The sequence below is a fragment of the Microbacterium hydrocarbonoxydans genome (assembly GCF_011752045.1).
Taxonomy (GTDB): Bacteria; Actinomycetota; Actinomycetes; order Actinomycetales; family Microbacteriaceae; genus Microbacterium.
The window spans coordinates 322,364-338,883 of the sequence record NZ_JAAKXW010000002.1; the positions used below are offsets into that span (position 1 = coordinate 322,364).

A 16,520-nucleotide genomic window follows, 5' to 3' on the forward strand; every position below is an offset into this window, starting at 1 on the left:
CTGAGGTCTACTCCTGGCCCTGAACGGTGTCAACGGGTTCTTCCAGACGATCTATAAAACTCCCGAGGGGTCGTTTCGAGCTGCGTCCGGATGCCTTCACCTCCGGCGGAACAGCCTCCGTCGGCGCGGCTTCTCCGGAGCGGATGCCGCAGCCGGCGGGGCCGCGTCGCGGGCGGCATCCCTCCGCTCGCGCCAAGCGCGGATCTCGGCGTCCACGTCCCTCGGGCTCGTGACCACCGGCGGGCCGCCGAGCAGCTGACGGCGGGCCTCGACGACCCGGCGGTTGAAGTCCTCCAGCACGGCGCGCACGTCGCTCTCCTGGCCGAGCAGGTCGAGCTGATCGTCGAGCTCGCGGTCCTCGACGCGCAGCAGCAGCGCTGGCGGACCGAGTCCGGTGAGGTTCTCGGTCTCGATCTTCCGCCGGATCCACCAGTCCGGGTCATGGTGCGAACCGAGGCCCTCGAGAGGCTTCCCGGCGCCGGGCAGGTCGTCGAAATCCCCGCGCCGGATCACGACCTGGATCGCGGTCTCGATGTACGCGGCCCTGTCCACGGCGGCGGCCGCCCCCTGCGCGGCGGCCGATTCCTCCTCCGCATCCAACTGCGGGTTCTGCTGCCGCGCGCGGTACCGCGCCGCGGCCTCGCGCGGGTCGGTCATCGCTCACCTCCGTGACATCCGGTCCCTTCCAGGGTAATTCGCAGCGGCGGAGAAGCGGCGAGATTCTGTGGATAACCCCTTCCCTTCTTCGGAGTTATATTCTAAACTGAGCCTATGGCCTTCTCCTCGGATCTCGACCCCGAACAGCGTGGCGCGCTGCTCGACGAGTGGGTCGAGACGCGTCGCGAGATCGCCAGAATGGAGGCGAAGGCTTCCCGCCTGCTCGCCGCGCGCGCCCGCCTGATGGACGAGGATGTCGGCGAACATCCGTACCATCGTGAGACGATTCGCCGCTCGATGGTCGCCGAGTACGCCGCTGCGGCCCGGATGGCCACGGGCAGCATGGATCACGCGTTCGCCGACGCCGTGGCGCTCGAGAATTCGCTCCCCTCTGTGCGCGCGGCGTTCGAGAGCGGCACGATCACGGCGGCTCATGTGCGGGAGATCGTCCGCGCGGGAGCGGTCGTCCGCGAGGCCGTGAACAACAGGAGGGCGGATGCCGCGACGCTGGCCGCGTACGACACCGCCGCCCTGGTCGTCGCCGAGCTGGAATCCCCGTCGCGCACCCGCGCGCATGTCCGGCAGATCGCCTCAGCGCTCGCCGGCGAGACCGAGAAGCAGCGTCATCGCCGCGCGGCCGGCGAGCGGGCCGTCTCCGTGCGCCCTCTCGGTGACGGTCTCGCCCTGCTCACCGTCGTCCTGCCCGAGTACCTCGCGTACGCCATCCTCGACCGCCTGACGCAGCTCGCCCGCAAGGTCGTGGCGACGCGCGACGACCGCGAGCCGGCGCTCGACCTCGACCTGCTCGACGATGGCCCAGACCCGGTGTACGCCGAGGACCTCTCCCCCGACGACGACGCGTACGACGAGGCCTGGGGCGTCGGCGACGCCATCTTCGGAGACGACGACACCTTCACCACCGACCCGTTCGCAGACGGTTCGGTTCAGGGCGCCAGCGCTGACAGCTCCTCGAACGGCGGCCCCGAGGCCGACGTCGAGCACGTGAGCACCGCGCCGGCCGCCGAGGCCGATGTCGAGCACATCCCCGCCGACACCCGCACGCTCGACCAGATCCGCGCCGATCTGCTCACCGATCTCCTCCTCGCCAGCGACCCGAGCGCCGCGCACGGCACCGCCCTCGACAACATCACCGCACACGTTCAGGTCACGATCGCCGCGACGACGCTCGCCGGCGGCGACGACCGGCTCGCCGAGCTCGACCGGCACGGCCCCCTCGATCCCGACGTCGCCCGCGATCTCGCCGGACGCAACGGCGGATGGACCCGGCTGCTCCTCGATCCGACCGGAATGGTCATCGAGACCGACACGTACAGTCCGACGGAGGGCATGCGCCGGTTCCTGCGCGCTCGCGACCAGCACTGCAGATTCCCCGGATGTCGGATGCCGGTGCACCGCTGCGACATCGATCACAACCACGACCATGCCAAGGGGGGCCCGACGGCCCTCGGCAACCTGTCGCACTTCTGTCGTGGACACCACGTGCTCAAGCACCCCGACCTCGACGACAGCATCCGCTGGTCGGCCCGGGCGCTCCCCGACAGCTCGATCCAGTGGACCAGCCCGCTCGGCCGGCACTACGTGGATCCGCCGCCCCGTCGCATGATGTTCGTCTGACCCCGGGTCGCTCGGATCACGCGCGTCGCTCGCGCGAACCGCAGCTGCTCGGGTCGCACAGGGTGCACCCGTCCGCGTACGCCGCGAGCGCCGCATGCACCACCGCCTGCGTCGTGCCGCCCGCGTCCTGTCGTCTGCGTCGTGCCCGCTGCGCCGTGCCGCCCGCGCGTGCCGTCGGTGTCATGCCGCCCGCGTCGTGCCGCCTGCGCACGCCACCCTCAGCCCCGAGCACCGCTGTCCCCACCACCCCATAGGCTCGAGGGGTGAACCCGCGCGCCTCCCTCAACCGAGAGATCCTGCGGCTCGCCGTCCCCGCGCTGGGTGCGCTGATCGCCGAGCCGGCGTTCCTCATCGTCGACGCGGCCCTCGTCGGGCATCTCGGCACCACGCCCCTCGCGGGCCTCGGCATCGCCGGTGCCGTGCTGCAGACCATCGTCGGCCTGATGGTGTTCCTCGCGTACTCGACCACCCCGGCCGTCGCCCGTCGCTTCGGCGCCGGGGAGCCGGGCGAGGCGGTCTCCGTCGGCATCAACGGCATGTGGCTGGCGCTCGGGCTCGGTGCGATCCTCGCGGTGATCGGCGCCGTCTCGACGCCGTGGATGGTGTCGCTGTTCGGAGCATCCGACGCCGTCGCCGCCGAGGCCGGCGCCTACCTCGTCATCTCGATGTGGGGGCTGCCCGCCATGCTGATCGTCTTCGCGGCGACCGGCCTGCTCCGCGGCATGCAGGACACGATGACGCCGCTGTGGATCGCCGGGCTCGGCTTCGGCGCCAATGCGCTCCTCAACGCCCTGTTCATCTACGGACTCGGCTGGGGCATCGCCGGATCCGCCGTCGGCACCGTCACCGCTCAGTGGGGCATGGTCGCCGCCTACGTCCTCGTCGTGCAGCGCCTCGCGACGAAGCACAGCGCCTCCCTCCGCGCCCAGCGCGACGGACTCCGCAGCACCGCCCGCTCCGGCGGCTGGATGTTCCTGCGCACCATCAGCCTGCGCATCGCGCTGCTCGCGACCGTGGGCGTGGCCACCGGCATCGGCACCGAGGAACTCGCCGGCTGGCAGATCGTCTTCACGATCTTCTCCGCCGCCGCGTTCGCCCTCGACGCCCTCGCGATCGCCGCACAGGCCTTCATCGGCAAGGAGCTCGGGGCAGGCGACCAGCAGCAGGTGCACCGTGTGCTCGCCCGCACCGTCGCCTGGGGAGCCTGGTTCGGCGTGATCGTCGGCGGCCTGATCGCCGCGCTCTCCGGCGTCCTCGGCCTCGTCTTCACCGGCTCCGCCGAGGTCGCCCAGCTCGTGCAGCCGGCGCTGATCGTCCTCGCGGTCGCGCAGCCGATCGCCGGAATCGTGTTCGTGCTCGACGGCGTGCTGATGGGGGCGAACGACGCCCGCTACCTCGCCATCGCCGGGGGCATCAACCTCGTGCCGTTCCTGCCCGCACTCTGGATCATCGCGGCGACCGGCGTCGACGGCGTCCCCGGGCTCATCTGGCTCTCCGTCGCGTTCTTCGGCGTCTACCTCCTCGCGCGACTCGGCACGCTCGGCTGGCGCGTGCGCTCGGGGCGCTGGGTCACGGTCGAGGCGTAGGGACGACGCACGGTGACGAGATGTCGGCAGCGCTCATGAAGCACGCGTTCGGCACCGACCGCGGTTGACCGGGAACATCACCAGTTCCTGGCACCCGGCTCCGTCGTCGATCCCGGCCGTGGCAGAGCGGGATGCGCCAGCCACAGTGCGAGCGGATGCCGCAGGCACCAGACCCACGGCATCCGCTCTGCGCAGTCGCCTGATCACGCGCTGACGGGAACCCCCGGAATCGGAGCAGCAACCTCCGCCTGCTGCCTGCGGTGCATCGCGTAGCCCCAGGCCGCGAGGCCGAGCAGCGGGCCCCAGAGCCAGAACGGGAACATCAGCAGGAGGTACAGCCCCTCCTTCGCCGGGCCGACGCCCTCGATCGCGAACTCGACCCCGGCGGCGGTGAAGAGCACGCTGACGATGCTCGCCGGGATCACGGCCAGCGCCAGCGGCACGTCCCGCCCACCGAGACCGGCGAGGAACCGCGGGAAGCGCCGGCCCCACGGCAGGACGAGACCGAGCGTCAGCACGCCGCCCATGAGCATGCCCGTGCCGAGCATCAGTCCCGTGACAAGCATCGAGGGCTCCTCCGCGAACAGCTCGGCGCTGCCGCCGAACAGGGGCCAGGGGGTGAGCCAGCTGGCCCGGGCGAGGGCGTAGGGCAGGGCGCACGCGGCGGCCACGACCGTGATCGCGACGCGGTGACGGAGTACGAACCCGCCCACCGGGCCGATCGCGCTGCGGGCGTCGGTCACCGCCCACACGAGGAGGCCGCTCGCGGCCATCACGTGCCCGAGCGCGAGGGAGACCAACGGCAGCACCGCTGCGTACCCTCCGACGAGGCGCACCGGGATCGATGCCGCACCGAGGTTGACGACGGCGTGGGTGAGGATGCCGCCGACGACGACCGCGAGAAGGATGCCGAGCCAGGGCCGGCGCAGCACCGTGAGGACGATGAAGACGGTGCCGCCGACGACGACCGCCATCGCGAACGTGTAGCCGGCGGCGGGGATCACACCGCCCGGAGTCGTGACCGCGAGGAGCAGTCCCGCGAGCAGGGCGACACCACGGAGCGCGGCCGGCCGAACCGCCACCTGCGCGGCCGGCCGAACCGCCACCTGCGCGGCCGGCCGAACCGCCACCTGCGCGGCCGGCGAAACTGCCACCTGCGCACTTCGCTCGGCGGCGAGCGCGAGCAGCGCCACCACGAGCACGGCGAGCGCCCCGGTGAGCGCGACGGCGAGCTCCACGCCGTGACCCAGGCGTCCCGCGAGGCTGGTCGGCAGGGAAGCGAGGAACTCGGGGACGAGCATCCGCAGCAGCGAAGCCACCGCAACCGCTGCGGCGGCGAGAGCGGCGACGAGGAGGACGAGAACGCGAGTGCGAGTTGTCATGGCTCCAGCCTTGCGGCGCCTCCTCGACCGGACATCGCCCGCCGGGGTCGACCGCCTCACCCGCGCGGGTGAGAGCCGGCGCACCGCCGCACGGTCATGCGCCGGGCCGCAGCACGCCGTTCTCGTACGCCCAGATCACGACGTGCACGCGGTCGGGAAGCCCGAGCTTCGCGAGCACCGCCTTCACGTGCGTCTTCACGGTGTTCTCGGAGAGGAACAGCTGCCGGGCGATGGCCTCGTTCGAGGCGCCGGTCGCGAGCGCCCTGGCGACCTCCTGCTCGCGTGCGGTGAGCGGAGCGAGCGCCTCCTCCGGCGACCGGGCGGGCGCCCCGTCGCGCACGAAACCGACCAGTGCGGCCGTCGCCCGCGGCGACAGCACCGACTCCCCCGCGGCGACCGCCGCCGCTGCATCCGCCAGCTCCGCCGCGCTCGCGTCCTTCGTGAGAAAGCCGCTCGCCCCCTCCCGGATCGCGGCGAACACGTATTCGTCGAGATCGAACGTCGTGAGCACGAGCACCCGCGCCGAGGGCCGCACGGCCCGCACCTCGCGGGTCGCGGCGATGCCGTCCATGCCGGGCATCCGGATGTCCATCAGCACCACGTCGACGGCGTGCGCGCGCACATGCGCGACGGCCTCCGCGCCGGAGGCGACGGCGACGACGTCCGCGATGCGGGGATCGCGCGCGAGCATCACCGCGATGGCCTCGCGGAACAGCTCCTGGTCGTCGACGAGCAGGATGCGCAGGCTCATGCGGAGGCCCCTTCCACCGGCAGGTCCACGGTCACTGTCCAGCCGCGGGGCTCCCGCGCGGCCGCGGTGAGCGTGCCGCCGGCGAGCCGCACGCGCTCGGCGATGCCCACGAGCCCGGTGCCGCTGCCAAGCTCGCTGCGCCCCGGGCCGGCACCGCCGTCGTCGGCGACCACCGCGTGCAGCCGATCGGCACCCCAGGTGAGCCGGACCTCGATCGTCACGGGCGGGGCGACGTGACGGACCGCGTTCGTGAGCGCCTCCCGCACCGCGTGGTGCAGCGCGACCGCGGCATCCGGGCGCAGTCGCCCCCGCACCCCGGTCTCCACGAGCCGCACCTCGGCGGAGGGGGTGCGCACGCCCTCGACGAGCGCGCTGAGCGAGCCGATCGTCGGCAGCGGTTCTCGGGGAGCCTCGTCGGACACGACCGTGCGCATGCCGCGGAGCGCCTCCCGCCCGGTGTCGATGACCACCCCGAGAGCACGGTCGCTGCGCGCAGGGTCGTCGCGGAGGGCACGCGCCACCTCCGCCTGCGCGATCATCACGGTCATCGAGTGCGCGACGATGTCGTGCAGGTCGCGGCTGATGCGCATCCGCTCGTCGGAGAGGGCCTGCGCGACCCGCGCCTGCAGGCGCTGCTCGGCCTGCGCACGACGCAGCCGGATCAGCAGTCCGATGGTCCAGGCCGCGGCGACCGCGGCGCTCAGCCCGATGAACGAGCCGATCTTCAGCATCCCGTCGTCGAAGCGCGGTTCGGTGAAGGCGATGATCCCGGCGCCGAGCACGCCGCTCGTCAGCGCGCCGATGCGCAACGGACCCACGATCCGCATCGCGACCTGGGCCATCACCAGCAGATAGGCGGCGGCCGATGGGAAGAGCACTCCGGCGACGGCCTGGATGCCGGGGGTCAGCGCGAGGGTCAGCATCGCGAGGCTCGCGATCCCGAGGGCGACGAGCGGATGCCGCACCGCGAGCAGCGTGGCGAGGTGGAGCGCGATGAAGAGCGCGACCGCGAGCGCCACGACCCCGTCCTCGGGTCGCGTGGGCTCCACGGTCAGCAGCGCGATGCTCGACGGCAGCAGCACGACGAGCGCGGCCAGCGCCACGACGGTGTCGGCGCGCAGCCAGGCCCGCCAGCCCGGCGGAGACGGTGCAGGTTCGGGGCGCATCGCCCTCATGCTCTCATGCACCGGAGAGACGCCGGATCGCCCGCGCGGGTGAGTCAGACCGCGTGCCTCCGGCACCACTCGTACATGATCACGGCCGCGGCGGCACTGGCGTTGATCGAGCGGGTCGAGCCGTACTGGGTGATCTCGATGTGGGCGGATGCCGCGGCGAGCGCCGCCTCCGACAGGCCAGGCCCCTCCTGTCCGAACAGCAGCACGCACCGCGGCGGCAGATCGGCTCTGTCGACGGGCACGGCGCCCTCGACGTTGTCCACGGCGATGATCGGGATGCCCTCCGCGGCCGCCCATGCGGCGAACGCCTCCACGTCCTCGTGGTGCACGACGTGCTGGTACCGATCGGTAACCATCGCGCCCCGCTTGTTCCAGCGCCGCCGGCCGATGATGTGCACGGTGTCGGCGAGGAACGCGTTGGCGCTGCGCACGATGGACCCGATGTTCATGTCGTGCTGCCAGTTCTCGATCGCGACGTGGAACGGATGCCGGCGCGTGTCGAGGTCGGCGACGATCGCTTCCATCCGCCAATAGCGGTACCGGTCGATCACGTTGCGGGTGTCGCCGTGCGCGAGCAGATCGGGATCGTACTGCTCACCCTCCGGCCACTCGCCCTCACCGCCGGGCCAGGGGCCGACGCCGTAGGTCGTGCGCTCGGGCGTCTGCTCTTCCATCCCGCCAGGCTATCCGCCCGGCAGCCCAGGGCCCGCCGCTCAGTCGATGATCACGAACACCGTGTTCGACCAGATCGCGAGCCAGATCAGGCCGATCGCGAGCACAGGCAGCAGGCTGACGACCCATCTTCCCCCGCTGCCCTACCGCAGCGCGAACGGCGTGAGCACGACGCACGCGCCCGAGGCGATGAGCGCGGCGACGGTCACTGGCCAGCCGGTCTGGGTGTCCCCCGCCTCCCAGTCGCAGTGCAGCCCGGAGGGGATCGCGGTGACGGCCGCGCTGCGCAGCGTGCCGTCGCGCGGCTGCACGCCCTCGGGCAACTCGCTCTCCCAGCAGGAGTCGACGACGTCCGCACCGGCATCCGCCGCCTGCGACAGCCCCGCGGTCGCGACGGGGAACACGCACAGCACGGCGAGGAGCAGTAGCACCCACCAGCTCGCCCGCGCCCGCTTGAGCACCATTCCGCCTCCCGTCGATGGTCAGGCTTCAGGTCTAACACGTCGCCGCTCCCTCCCACGATCCGCCCGGCCGAGGCATATTTAGGCACACCGAAAAATCCGATACGATCTCGGTATGCCTCAACGTCGCCGCATCCTCACGGGCGTCCTCCTCGGCGCCACCCTGCTGCCGCTTGCCGCGTGCGGAGCGCCTGCGGACGCGCCCGGCTCCGACCGCCCCGTCGTGCTCACGACGTTCACCGTGCTCGCCGACATCGCCGCCAACGTCGCCGGCGACCACCTCACGGTCGAGTCGATCACGAAGCCGGGTGCCGAGATCCACGGCTACGAGCCCACCCCGCGCGACATCACGAAGGCGGCCGAGGCCGACCTCATCCTCGACAACGGGCTGAACCTCGAGGCGTGGTTCGCGCAATTCGTCGAGTCCGTCGACGTGCCGCACGTCGTCGTCTCCGATGGGATCGAGCCGATCGACATCACGGAGGACGCCTACGCGGGAAAGCCCAACCCGCACGCGTGGATGAGCCCGCTGAACGTGCAGATCTACGTCGACAACATGGTCACGGCGTTCAGCGAGCTCGACCCCGACCACGCCGACGACTTCGCCGCGAACGGCGAGGACTTCAAGGCCGAGCTGCAGGCCGTCAACGACGAGCTCGTCGCCGAACTGTCGGCGCTGCCCGAGCGCCAGCGCGCCCTGGTCAGCTGCGAGGGCGCGTTCTCCTACCTCGCCAGGGACGCCGGCCTCAGCGAGGCCTACATCTGGCCGGTCAACGCCGAGCAGCAGGCCACCCCGCAGCAGATCACGCGGGCGATCGAGTACGTCGAGGAGAACGACGTCCCCGCGGTGTTCTGCGAGTCGACCGTGTCGGACAAGGCCATGCGCCAGGTGGTCGAAGCTACGGATGCCGAGTTCGGCGGCATCCTGTACGTCGATTCGCTGTCGGAGGCCGACGGGCCGGTGCCGACCTATCTGGAGCTCATCCGTCACGACGCCGAGACGATCGTCGACGCCCTCACCGGGAGCGCCCCATGACCACAGTGTCTCCCGCGATCGACGCGCATGACGTGAGCGTCCGCTACGGCGAGGTCACTGCCCTCGAGGACGTGTCGCTGCAGGTGCCGTTCGGGAGCGTCACGGCCCTCGTCGGAATGAACGGCTCCGGCAAGTCGACCCTGTTCAAGACGCTCACCGGCATGGTGCGCCCGGCGCACGGCCGGGTCCGCCTCGACGGCGTCGCTCCGCTCGAGGCGCGCAGGCGCCGGATGATCGGCTACGTGCCGCAGAGCGAGGACGTCGACTGGGCGTTCCCCGTGTCGGTGCGCGACGTCGTGATGATGGGGCGCTACGGGCATCTCGGCCCGACCAGGCGGGCGCACCGAGCCGACCGGGAGATCGTCGACTCCGCGCTGGAGCGCGTCGAGCTGGCCGACCTCGCCGACCGTCAGATCGGCCAGCTCTCCGGCGGTCAGCGCAAGCGCGTGTTCGTCGCCCGCGGCATCGCCCAGGACGCGCGGATCCTGCTCCTCGACGAGCCGTTCGCGGGCGTCGACAAGAAGTCCGAGGCGATGATCGTCCGGCTGCTGCGCGAGTCCGCCGCCGAGGGCCGCACCGTGCTGGTCTCCACCCACGACCTGCACGCTCTCCCCGCACTCGCGGATGCCGCCGTGCTGCTGCTGCGCCGCGTGCTGTTCCACGGTCCGGTGGACGAGGCGCTCCGCCCGGAGCAGCTGGCCCGCACCTTCGGGCTCGACGTGCTCGGCGACGGCCGGGGCGACCGCAGCAGCGGCAGCGGCGGCGACAGCAGCCACGGAGACGGGGAGGGCGGCCGATGAGCATCCTCGACCTGCTCCTCGAGCCGCTGCAGTACGAGTTCATGGTCCGCGCGCTCGTCGCCACCGTGATCGCCGCCGTCCTCTGCGCCGTGCTCTCCTGCTGGCTGGTGCTCATCGGCTGGTCGCTGATGGGCGACGCCGTCTCGCACGCCGTGCTCCCCGGGGTGGTGATCGCCTACATCCTCGGCGCCCCGTTCGCGATCGGAGCGCTGGTCTTCGGCTTCCTCGCCGTCGGGCTGATCGGGCTCATCCGCGGCACGAGCCGCGTCAAGGAGGACGCCGCGATCGGCATCGTGTTCACCACGCTGTTCGCCCTCGGCCTCGTGCTCATCTCGGTCACCCCGAGCCAGACCGACCTCAACCACATCATCTTCGGCAACATCCTCGGCATCTCCGCGGCGGAGCTCATCCAGATCGCCGTGCTCGCGGCCGCCGCCTTCCTCGTGCTGATGATCAAGCGCCGCGACCTCACCCTGTACGCGTTCGATCCGGCGCACGCCTTCGCCATCGGGCTCTCCCCGCGGCTGCTCGGAGCCCTGCTGCTCAGCCTGCTCGCACTGACGGCCGTGGTCGCCCTGCAGGTTGTGGGCGTCATCCTCGTGGTGGCGATGCTCATCATCCCCGGCGCCACCGCCTACCTGCTCACCGACCGCTTCGGCCGGATGCTCGCGATCGCCCCGACGATCGCCGCGCTCTCCTCCGTGCTCGGCATCTACCTGAGCTACTGGCTCGACGCGGCATCCGGCGGTCTCGTCGTGCTCGTGCAGGGGTGCGTGTTCGGCCTCGTCTACCTGTTCAGCCCGCGGCAGGGAGTGATCCGCGTGCTGCTCCGCCGGCGCCGGCATCCGGTCCTCCACTAGGAGGCCTGGACGCCAGGCGAAGGTCGTTCGCCAGGCCGGCGATTAGGCTCGAAGCATGACTGCCGCAGCGAAGGTCCGTGTCCTCACCTGGATCGGCGTGGCCACGGGCGTGATCGGCATCCTGCTCGTCGCATTCCCCAAGGCGCTGCCGGCCGGCGGCCCGTGGGTGCAGCTGGCTCTCGGCGTCGCGACCATCGTGCTCGCGTTCCGCGCGCGCACCGTCGGCATCGCCGAGGTCGAGGGCTTCGACGGACGGCTCTCGCTCGCCGCGGCCCTGCTCGGCTTCGCCGTCGTGTTCTTCGCCGGCCAGGTCGCCTTCGGCCTGCTGGCCGCCGCCACGGCCTGAGGCCTCTGACGTAGGCTGGCACCCGTGGCATCCCCGGCGGCAGACGACTACCTGAAGACGGTGTACGCGCACACCGAGTGGCAGGACGCGCCGATCACGCCGTCCGTCCTCGCCGCGAAGCTCGGCATCGCCCCGTCCTCGGTGACGGAGATGGTCAAGAAGCTCGCCGCCGCCGGACTCGTCTCGCATGTGCCCTACGGCGCGGTGCGGCTGACGGATGCCGGAACGCAGCGCGCGCTCGCCATGGTGCGCCGCCACCGCCTGATCGAGACCTGGCTCGTGCGCGAGTTCGGCTACGGCTGGGACGAGGTGCACGACGAGGCGGAGGTGCTCGAGCACACCATCAGCGACCGGCTGCTGGAGGGCATCGACGCCCGGCTCGGGCGCCCCCGTTTCGACCCGCACGGCGATGCGATCCCGGATGCCGACGGCACGGTCCACCGCGAGCCGTTCGTGCTGCTCGCCGATGCGCCGGCCGGGCACGAGGGCCGTGTGCTGCGGGTCGACGACCGCGACCCGGAGCTGCTGCGCGCCCTGGAGTCGCTCGGCCTCACCGTCGGCAGCGCGGTGACGGCGACGGCATCCGGCGTCGAGCTCGACGGGGCGGCCGTCTGGCTGCCCGAGGGCGCCGCCGAGGTGGTCTGGCTCAGCGCCTGAACCCGACCCCGGTGCGCGCCTCATTCGCACCCCGAAGCGTCACGCTCGTCACTGCGAGGTCAGAAGTGCATCCCCGCAGCCCTGAAGAGAAGCGATATTGACCACGCACGCCTCAGCGGAGCCCTCGAGAGGAGCATCTTCGACCACGCACGCGCCCGTGCGAGAACCCGACATCTGCCCGCAACGTCCGCCCTTTAGGCTGTGCACATGGCTCAGAGAGACGACATCGAATGCTGGCTGACCGACATGGACGGCGTGCTCGTCCATGAGAACGACGCCATCCCCGGGGCATCCGAGCTGCTCGCCGGCTGGGAGAGCGCCGGCATCCCCTACCTGGTGCTGACCAACAACTCGATCTTCACCGCGCGCGACCTCTCCGCGCGCCTGCGCACCAGCGGGTTGCACGTGCCGGAGGAGCGCATCTGGACCTCCGCGCTCGCGACGGCCGACTTCCTCAAGCAGCAGCTCCCCGGCGGCTCCGCGTTCGTGATCGGAGAGGCCGGCATCCTCACCGCGCTGCACGACGCCGGGTTCATCATGACCGAGACGAACCCCGACTTCGTGGTCGTCGGCGAGACCCGCAACTACTCCTTCGAGGCGATCACGAAGGCGATCCGGCTCATCAACGCCGGCGCGCGATTCATCGTCACGAACCCGGATGCCACCGGCCCGAGCGCCGACGGCCCCCTGCCCGCGACCGGCGCGATCGCGGCGCTCATCACCAAGGCGACCGGCAAGGATCCGTACGTGGTCGGCAAGCCGAACCCGATGATGTTCCGCTCTGCGCTCAACAAGATCGGCGCGCACTCGAAGCGCACCGGCATGATCGGCGACCGCATGGACACCGACGTCGTCGCCGGCATCGAGGCGGGCCTGCACACCGTCCTCGTGCTCACCGGCATCAGCGACCAGGCGGAGATCGAGAGGTATCCGTTCCGGCCGGACGAGATCGTGCAGTCGGTGGCCGATCTGCTGCCCCGCATCACCGACACCATCCCGACGGTCAAGACGAAGGGCTGAGATGGGCGTCCTCGACGACGGCGAGCGGATCACGGCCGCGGATGCCGCGACCTGGCGCTCCTGGCTCGAGGCGCACCACGAGCGAGCCGCCGGGGTGTGGCTGCTCAGCGTGCGCGGCGGGGCTGCGGAGGGCGTCGGCTACGAGGATGCGGTCCGGCAGGCCCTGTGCTTCGGCTGGATCGACGGCCCGGTGCGCACCTTCGACGACGGGACCGTCGGGCAGTGGTTCTCGCCGCGCCGGCCCTCCGGTGGCTGGGCGGCGACGAACAAGGCGCGCATCGCCGAGCTCGAGGCGGCGGGACAGCTGGCACCCGCCGGCATCCGAGCGATCGAGGCCGCGAAGGCGAACGGGTCGTGGACGGTGCTCGACGGCCCGGAGGCGGGCATCGAGCCTCCCGAGTTCGCGGCGGCGCTGGACGCGGTGCCCGCGGCCCGGCAGAACTGGGACGCGTTCCCGAAGTCGGTGAAGAAGCTCGGGCTCACGAGCATCGCGATGGCGAAGCGGCCGGAGACCCGCGCGGCGCGGATCGCGAAGATCGTGGCGGATGCCGCGGAGGGGAGGAGACCGTGAACCAGTCCGACTGGCTGTTCCTGGTGCTGATCGCGATCACGTCGACGTCGCTGATCGTGTTCGTCGTGCAGTTCTTCCGCGGGCGGCGCGGCGGAGGCTCCGGCGACGACGGCCGCGCGGGCTGGTGGGAGGGCCCGTGGGACGAGGACCGCAAGCCCTGAGTCGGGAGGCCGGGTTCAGCCGAGCGTCAGGCTCCGCAGCGCGGCGACCGGCTCCGGCAGCCTCAGCGGCCCCGCGCCGGGGGTGATCGTGCCCAGGATCCGCGGCTCCTGCGCCCCGGTGCCGCCCGGGATCACCGCGGGCACGCCATGCAGGGTGCACCAGCCGATGAGGGCGAAGAGGATGGCCTCCTTGCTGTCAGCAGGAGCACCGAGCTCGTCGGCGAGCACGACCTCGACCCCGGGGAGCGCCGCACGCAGGCCCTCCATGATCAGCGGGTTGTGACAGCCCCCGCCTGAGGCCGCGAGGAAGCCGATCCCGGCGGCGCGCACGTCCTGCGCGACGGTCCGCACGGTGAGCTCGGTGAGGGTGCGCACGAGGTCGGCGACGGCGAGGTCCCTCCCGGCGGTGTGCGCGCGCACGTAGTCGAGGTGGAAATGCTCCTTGCCCGTGCTCTTCGGCGCGGGGAGGGCGTAGTAGGGGTCGGCGAGGAGGGCCGCGAGGAGGTCCTCGTCGACCGCTCCGGTGCGGGCGATGGCGGCGTCGGCGTCGTAGCCGCGCTCGTTCAGCCCCTCCGCCACGACCACCGCGTCGACGAGGGCGTTCGCCGGTCCGATGTCGTAGGCGGAGAGCCCGTCGGGTCCGACCACGGTGATGTTCGCGATGCCACCGAGGTTGACCGCCGCGGAGACGCCTGCACGGCCGCGGAGCAGCAGCTCGTCGAGGAACGACACCAGCGGCGCGCCGTGTCCGCCGGCCGCGATGTCGCGGATCCGCACGTCCGACACGACGGGTGCGCCGGTGCGCTCGGCGATCCAGGCCGGCTGGCCGATCTGCAGCGTGCCCCTGGCCTGCTCGCCATCCACCCAGTGGAACACCGTCTGGCCGTGCGAGCAGACGGCGTCGACCCCGCCGACCGCGGCTGCCGCGTTCGCGGCCACCTCGGCGAACGCCTGCCCGATCAGGGTGTCCAGCTCGCACACCTCCGCGAAGGTCGTCTGCGCGGGCGGGAGCGCGGCGACGAGCCGGGCGCGCAGCGCCGGATCGTACGGGATGCTGTCCTCGTGGAGCACGGTGCCGTGCACCGCGCCGTCGCTTTCGGTGAAGTCGACGACGGTGACGTCGATCCCGTCGTGCGAGGTGCCGGAGAGCAGGCCGAGAACGCGCATCTCCGTCCTTCCGTCGAGGGTTTCAGCGCAGCACGAGGGCGGCGGCGCCGATGAGCGGGCCCTCGTCGCCGAGGCCGGAGCGGACCACGCGGGTGCGGCGGGAGTACTCGTGCGCGGCGCTCGCGGTGAGCGCCTGCTGCACGAGATCGATGTAGTCGGCGGAGACGCGGGAGAACCCGCCGCCGATCGCGACGACGTCGAGGTCGACGAGGGTGGCGGCATCCGCCAGCGCCTCCCCGACCGCCGTCGCCGAGCGCTCGATGGCGGCGCGGGCGACGGCGACGCCGGCCGCGGCATCCCGGGCGAGGTCCTCGCCGGTGGCGCCGGTCCAGCCCTGCTGCTGCGCCCAGGCGGCGCTCGCGGGGCCGGAGGCGATCTCCTCCAGCGTCAGCCCGCCCTCGCGGCGGACCTGCCCGAGGTGACCCGCGTTGCCGGTGGCTCCGGGGATGTACGCCCCGTTGACGACGAAGCCGCCGCCGACGCCCGTGGAGACGACGATGGAGAGCGAGGCGCCGGCATCCTGCGTGGCACCCAGCCAGGACTCGGCGAGCGCGAGCGCGCCGCCGTCGTGACCGAGGACGGTGCGGACCTCGCGGCCGAGCACGGCGGATGCCGCGGCCCGGACAGACTCGACGAGGCCGAAGCCGCACGCCTGCGGCATGTTCACGGGCATGATCGTGCCGGCAGTCCTGTCGACGGGGCCGGCGCTGCCGATGCCCGCTCCGACGAGCTCGGCGTCGGCGGGGAGGGCGGCGAGGGCGTGCTCGACGATCGCCCGCACGGCGGCGTCGAGCGAGTCGAGGGTGGCTTCGCGCCCCGTCGCCTGACGGCTGCGGCTGCCCGGGACGAGGGCGCCGTCGGCGCCGACGAGCGCGGCCTCCATCTTGGTGCCGCCGACGTCGACGGCGAGGGCGAGGCGGGTCACTGCGGGTCGAGGCCCAGGTCGTCGAGGTCGAAGGCGGCGCGCCACTCGAGTCCCTCGGCTTCGATCGCGGCCTGCGCCCCGGTCTTGCGGTCGACGATCACGGCGACGGCCACGATCTCGGCACCCTCCTTGCGCAGCGCCTCGACGGCCTTGAGCGCGGACTGGCCGGTGGTCGAGGTGTCCTCCAGGACCACGACGCGCTTGCCCTTGACGTCGGCGCCCTCGATCTGACGGCCGCGACCGTGGTCCTTGGGCTCCTTGCGCACGACGAAGGCGTCGAGCGGCCGGTCGGTGGCGACCGAGGCGTGCATCACCGAGTTCGCGATCGGGTCGGCGCCGAGGGTGAGGCCGCCGACGGCGACGACGTCGAGATCGGCGATGAGGTCGAGCATGATGCGGCCGATGGCGGGGGCGGCGCGGTGATCGAGGGTGAGCTTGCGCATGTCGACGTAGTACGTCGCCTTCTTGCCGCTGGAAAGGGTGAAGTCTCCGTGGAACACCGCCTCGCCCTTGATCAGGTCGAGGAGGTTCTGACGGTCTGCGTCGAGTGCGGTCACGGCATCCAGTGTAGAAGGCGCGTGAAAGGCACGCTGGACCTCGTCGAGCATTTGTCATATGATTCCGTCATGCGAGAGTAATTATTCGCTATGTGAATTTC

19 protein-coding genes are annotated in these 16,520 nt (G+C 71.8%); 10 read left to right on the forward strand and 9 right to left on the reverse strand.

Annotated elements, in window-relative coordinates; all coding sequences use genetic code 11:
* Positions 1 to 96: 96 nt before the first annotated feature.
* On the reverse strand, positions 97 to 657 hold the full coding sequence (locus G6G98_RS09815; RefSeq protein WP_164234667.1) for a DUF1992 domain-containing protein: 561 nt from the start codon (positions 655 to 657) through the stop codon (positions 97 to 99).
* 114 nt (positions 658 to 771) lie between these two features.
* On the opposite strand from G6G98_RS09815, the gene G6G98_RS09820 reads away from it, so the two are divergent.
* A complete protein-coding gene (locus tag G6G98_RS09820) occupies positions 772 to 2,292 on the forward strand; it encodes an HNH endonuclease signature motif containing protein (RefSeq protein ID WP_164234666.1) in 1,521 nt (506 codons plus the stop codon).
* Positions 2,293 to 2,555: 263 nt separating this feature from the next.
* The gene (locus G6G98_RS09825; RefSeq protein WP_164234665.1) at positions 2,556 to 3,878 is read left to right on the forward strand and encodes an MATE family efflux transporter; all 1,323 of its coding nucleotides are present in this window, start codon (positions 2,556 to 2,558) and stop codon (positions 3,876 to 3,878) included.
* A gap of 203 nt (positions 3,879 to 4,081) precedes the next feature.
* Here G6G98_RS09825 and G6G98_RS09830 read toward each other — a convergent pair whose 3' ends face one another.
* From G6G98_RS09830 to G6G98_RS09850, 5 genes are all read right to left on the reverse strand, one after another.
* Complete coding sequence (locus tag G6G98_RS09830) at positions 4,082 to 5,260, reverse strand: hypothetical protein (protein ID WP_067347696.1); 1,179 nt, start codon at positions 5,258 to 5,260, stop codon at positions 4,082 to 4,084.
* A 94-nt stretch (positions 5,261 to 5,354) separates the two neighbouring features.
* Positions 5,355 to 6,011 carry a response regulator gene (locus tag G6G98_RS09835; protein ID WP_067347699.1) on the reverse strand — a complete coding sequence of 219 codons (657 nt, stop codon included), beginning with the start codon at positions 6,009 to 6,011 and terminating at the stop codon, positions 5,355 to 5,357.
* Complete coding sequence (locus G6G98_RS09840; RefSeq protein WP_067347702.1) at positions 6,008 to 7,177, reverse strand: sensor histidine kinase; 1,170 nt, start codon at positions 7,175 to 7,177, stop codon at positions 6,008 to 6,010. Before G6G98_RS09840 ends, G6G98_RS09835 begins: the two co-directional genes overlap by 4 nt.
* A 53-nt stretch (positions 7,178 to 7,230) precedes the next feature.
* Entirely contained in the window at positions 7,231 to 7,860 is a 630-nt protein-coding gene (locus G6G98_RS09845) for an RNA methyltransferase (protein WP_164234664.1), read from the reverse strand.
* A 141-nt stretch (positions 7,861 to 8,001) separates the two neighbouring features.
* Positions 8,002 to 8,322, reverse strand: a complete 321-nt coding sequence (locus G6G98_RS09850) for a hypothetical protein (protein WP_164234663.1) — start codon at positions 8,320 to 8,322, stop codon at positions 8,002 to 8,004.
* A 112-nt stretch (positions 8,323 to 8,434) separates the two neighbouring features.
* Between G6G98_RS09850 and G6G98_RS09855 the strand changes: the two genes are divergently transcribed.
* The 8 genes from G6G98_RS09855 (at position 8,435) to G6G98_RS09890 (ending at position 13,770) form a co-directional block, all read left to right on the forward strand.
* Positions 8,435 to 9,355, forward strand: coding sequence for a metal ABC transporter substrate-binding protein (locus tag G6G98_RS09855; protein ID WP_164234662.1), 921 nt, complete (start codon positions 8,435 to 8,437; stop codon positions 9,353 to 9,355).
* Entirely contained in the window at positions 9,352 to 10,155 is an 804-nt protein-coding gene (locus G6G98_RS09860; protein WP_164234661.1) for a metal ABC transporter ATP-binding protein, read from the forward strand. Before G6G98_RS09855 ends, G6G98_RS09860 begins: the two co-directional genes overlap by 4 nt.
* Complete coding sequence (locus G6G98_RS09865) at positions 10,152 to 11,015, forward strand: metal ABC transporter permease (protein WP_164234660.1); 864 nt, start codon at positions 10,152 to 10,154, stop codon at positions 11,013 to 11,015. The genes G6G98_RS09860 and G6G98_RS09865 overlap by 4 nt, the downstream gene beginning before the upstream one ends.
* 55 nt (positions 11,016 to 11,070) lie before the next feature.
* Entirely contained in the window at positions 11,071 to 11,361 is a 291-nt protein-coding gene (locus G6G98_RS09870; RefSeq protein WP_067347718.1) for a hypothetical protein, read from the forward strand.
* 24 nt (positions 11,362 to 11,385) lie between these two features.
* Complete coding sequence (locus G6G98_RS09875) at positions 11,386 to 12,018, forward strand: metal-dependent transcriptional regulator (RefSeq protein ID WP_067347721.1); 633 nt, start codon at positions 11,386 to 11,388, stop codon at positions 12,016 to 12,018.
* 207 nt (positions 12,019 to 12,225) lie between these two features.
* Complete coding sequence (locus tag G6G98_RS09880; RefSeq protein WP_067347723.1) at positions 12,226 to 13,038, forward strand: HAD-IIA family hydrolase; 813 nt, start codon at positions 12,226 to 12,228, stop codon at positions 13,036 to 13,038.
* Between the two features lies 1 nt (position 13,039).
* The gene (locus G6G98_RS09885) at positions 13,040 to 13,609 is read left to right on the forward strand and encodes a YdeI/OmpD-associated family protein (RefSeq protein ID WP_067347726.1); all 570 of its coding nucleotides are present in this window, start codon (positions 13,040 to 13,042) and stop codon (positions 13,607 to 13,609) included.
* Complete coding sequence (locus tag G6G98_RS09890) at positions 13,606 to 13,770, forward strand: hypothetical protein (protein WP_166706086.1); 165 nt, start codon at positions 13,606 to 13,608, stop codon at positions 13,768 to 13,770. The genes G6G98_RS09885 and G6G98_RS09890 overlap by 4 nt, the downstream gene beginning before the upstream one ends.
* A gap of 15 nt (positions 13,771 to 13,785) precedes the next feature.
* Here G6G98_RS09890 and G6G98_RS09895 read toward each other — a convergent pair whose 3' ends face one another.
* The 3 genes from G6G98_RS09895 to pyrE are packed head-to-tail and all read right to left on the reverse strand — an operon-like array spanning position 13,786 to position 16,419.
* Positions 13,786 to 14,937: an anhydro-N-acetylmuramic acid kinase gene (locus G6G98_RS09895; protein WP_067347729.1), complete on the reverse strand. Its 1,152-nt coding sequence runs from the start codon at positions 14,935 to 14,937 to the stop codon at positions 13,786 to 13,788.
* Between the two features lie 22 nt (positions 14,938 to 14,959).
* On the reverse strand, positions 14,960 to 15,862 hold the full coding sequence (locus tag G6G98_RS09900) for an ROK family protein (RefSeq protein ID WP_067347732.1): 903 nt from the start codon (positions 15,860 to 15,862) through the stop codon (positions 14,960 to 14,962).
* Positions 15,859 to 16,419 (reverse strand): orotate phosphoribosyltransferase, encoded by a 561-nt coding sequence (gene pyrE / locus G6G98_RS09905; RefSeq protein WP_067347734.1) that lies wholly within the window; start codon positions 16,417 to 16,419, stop codon positions 15,859 to 15,861. Before pyrE ends, G6G98_RS09900 begins: the two co-directional genes overlap by 4 nt.
* Positions 16,420 to 16,520: the final 101 nt, after the last annotated feature.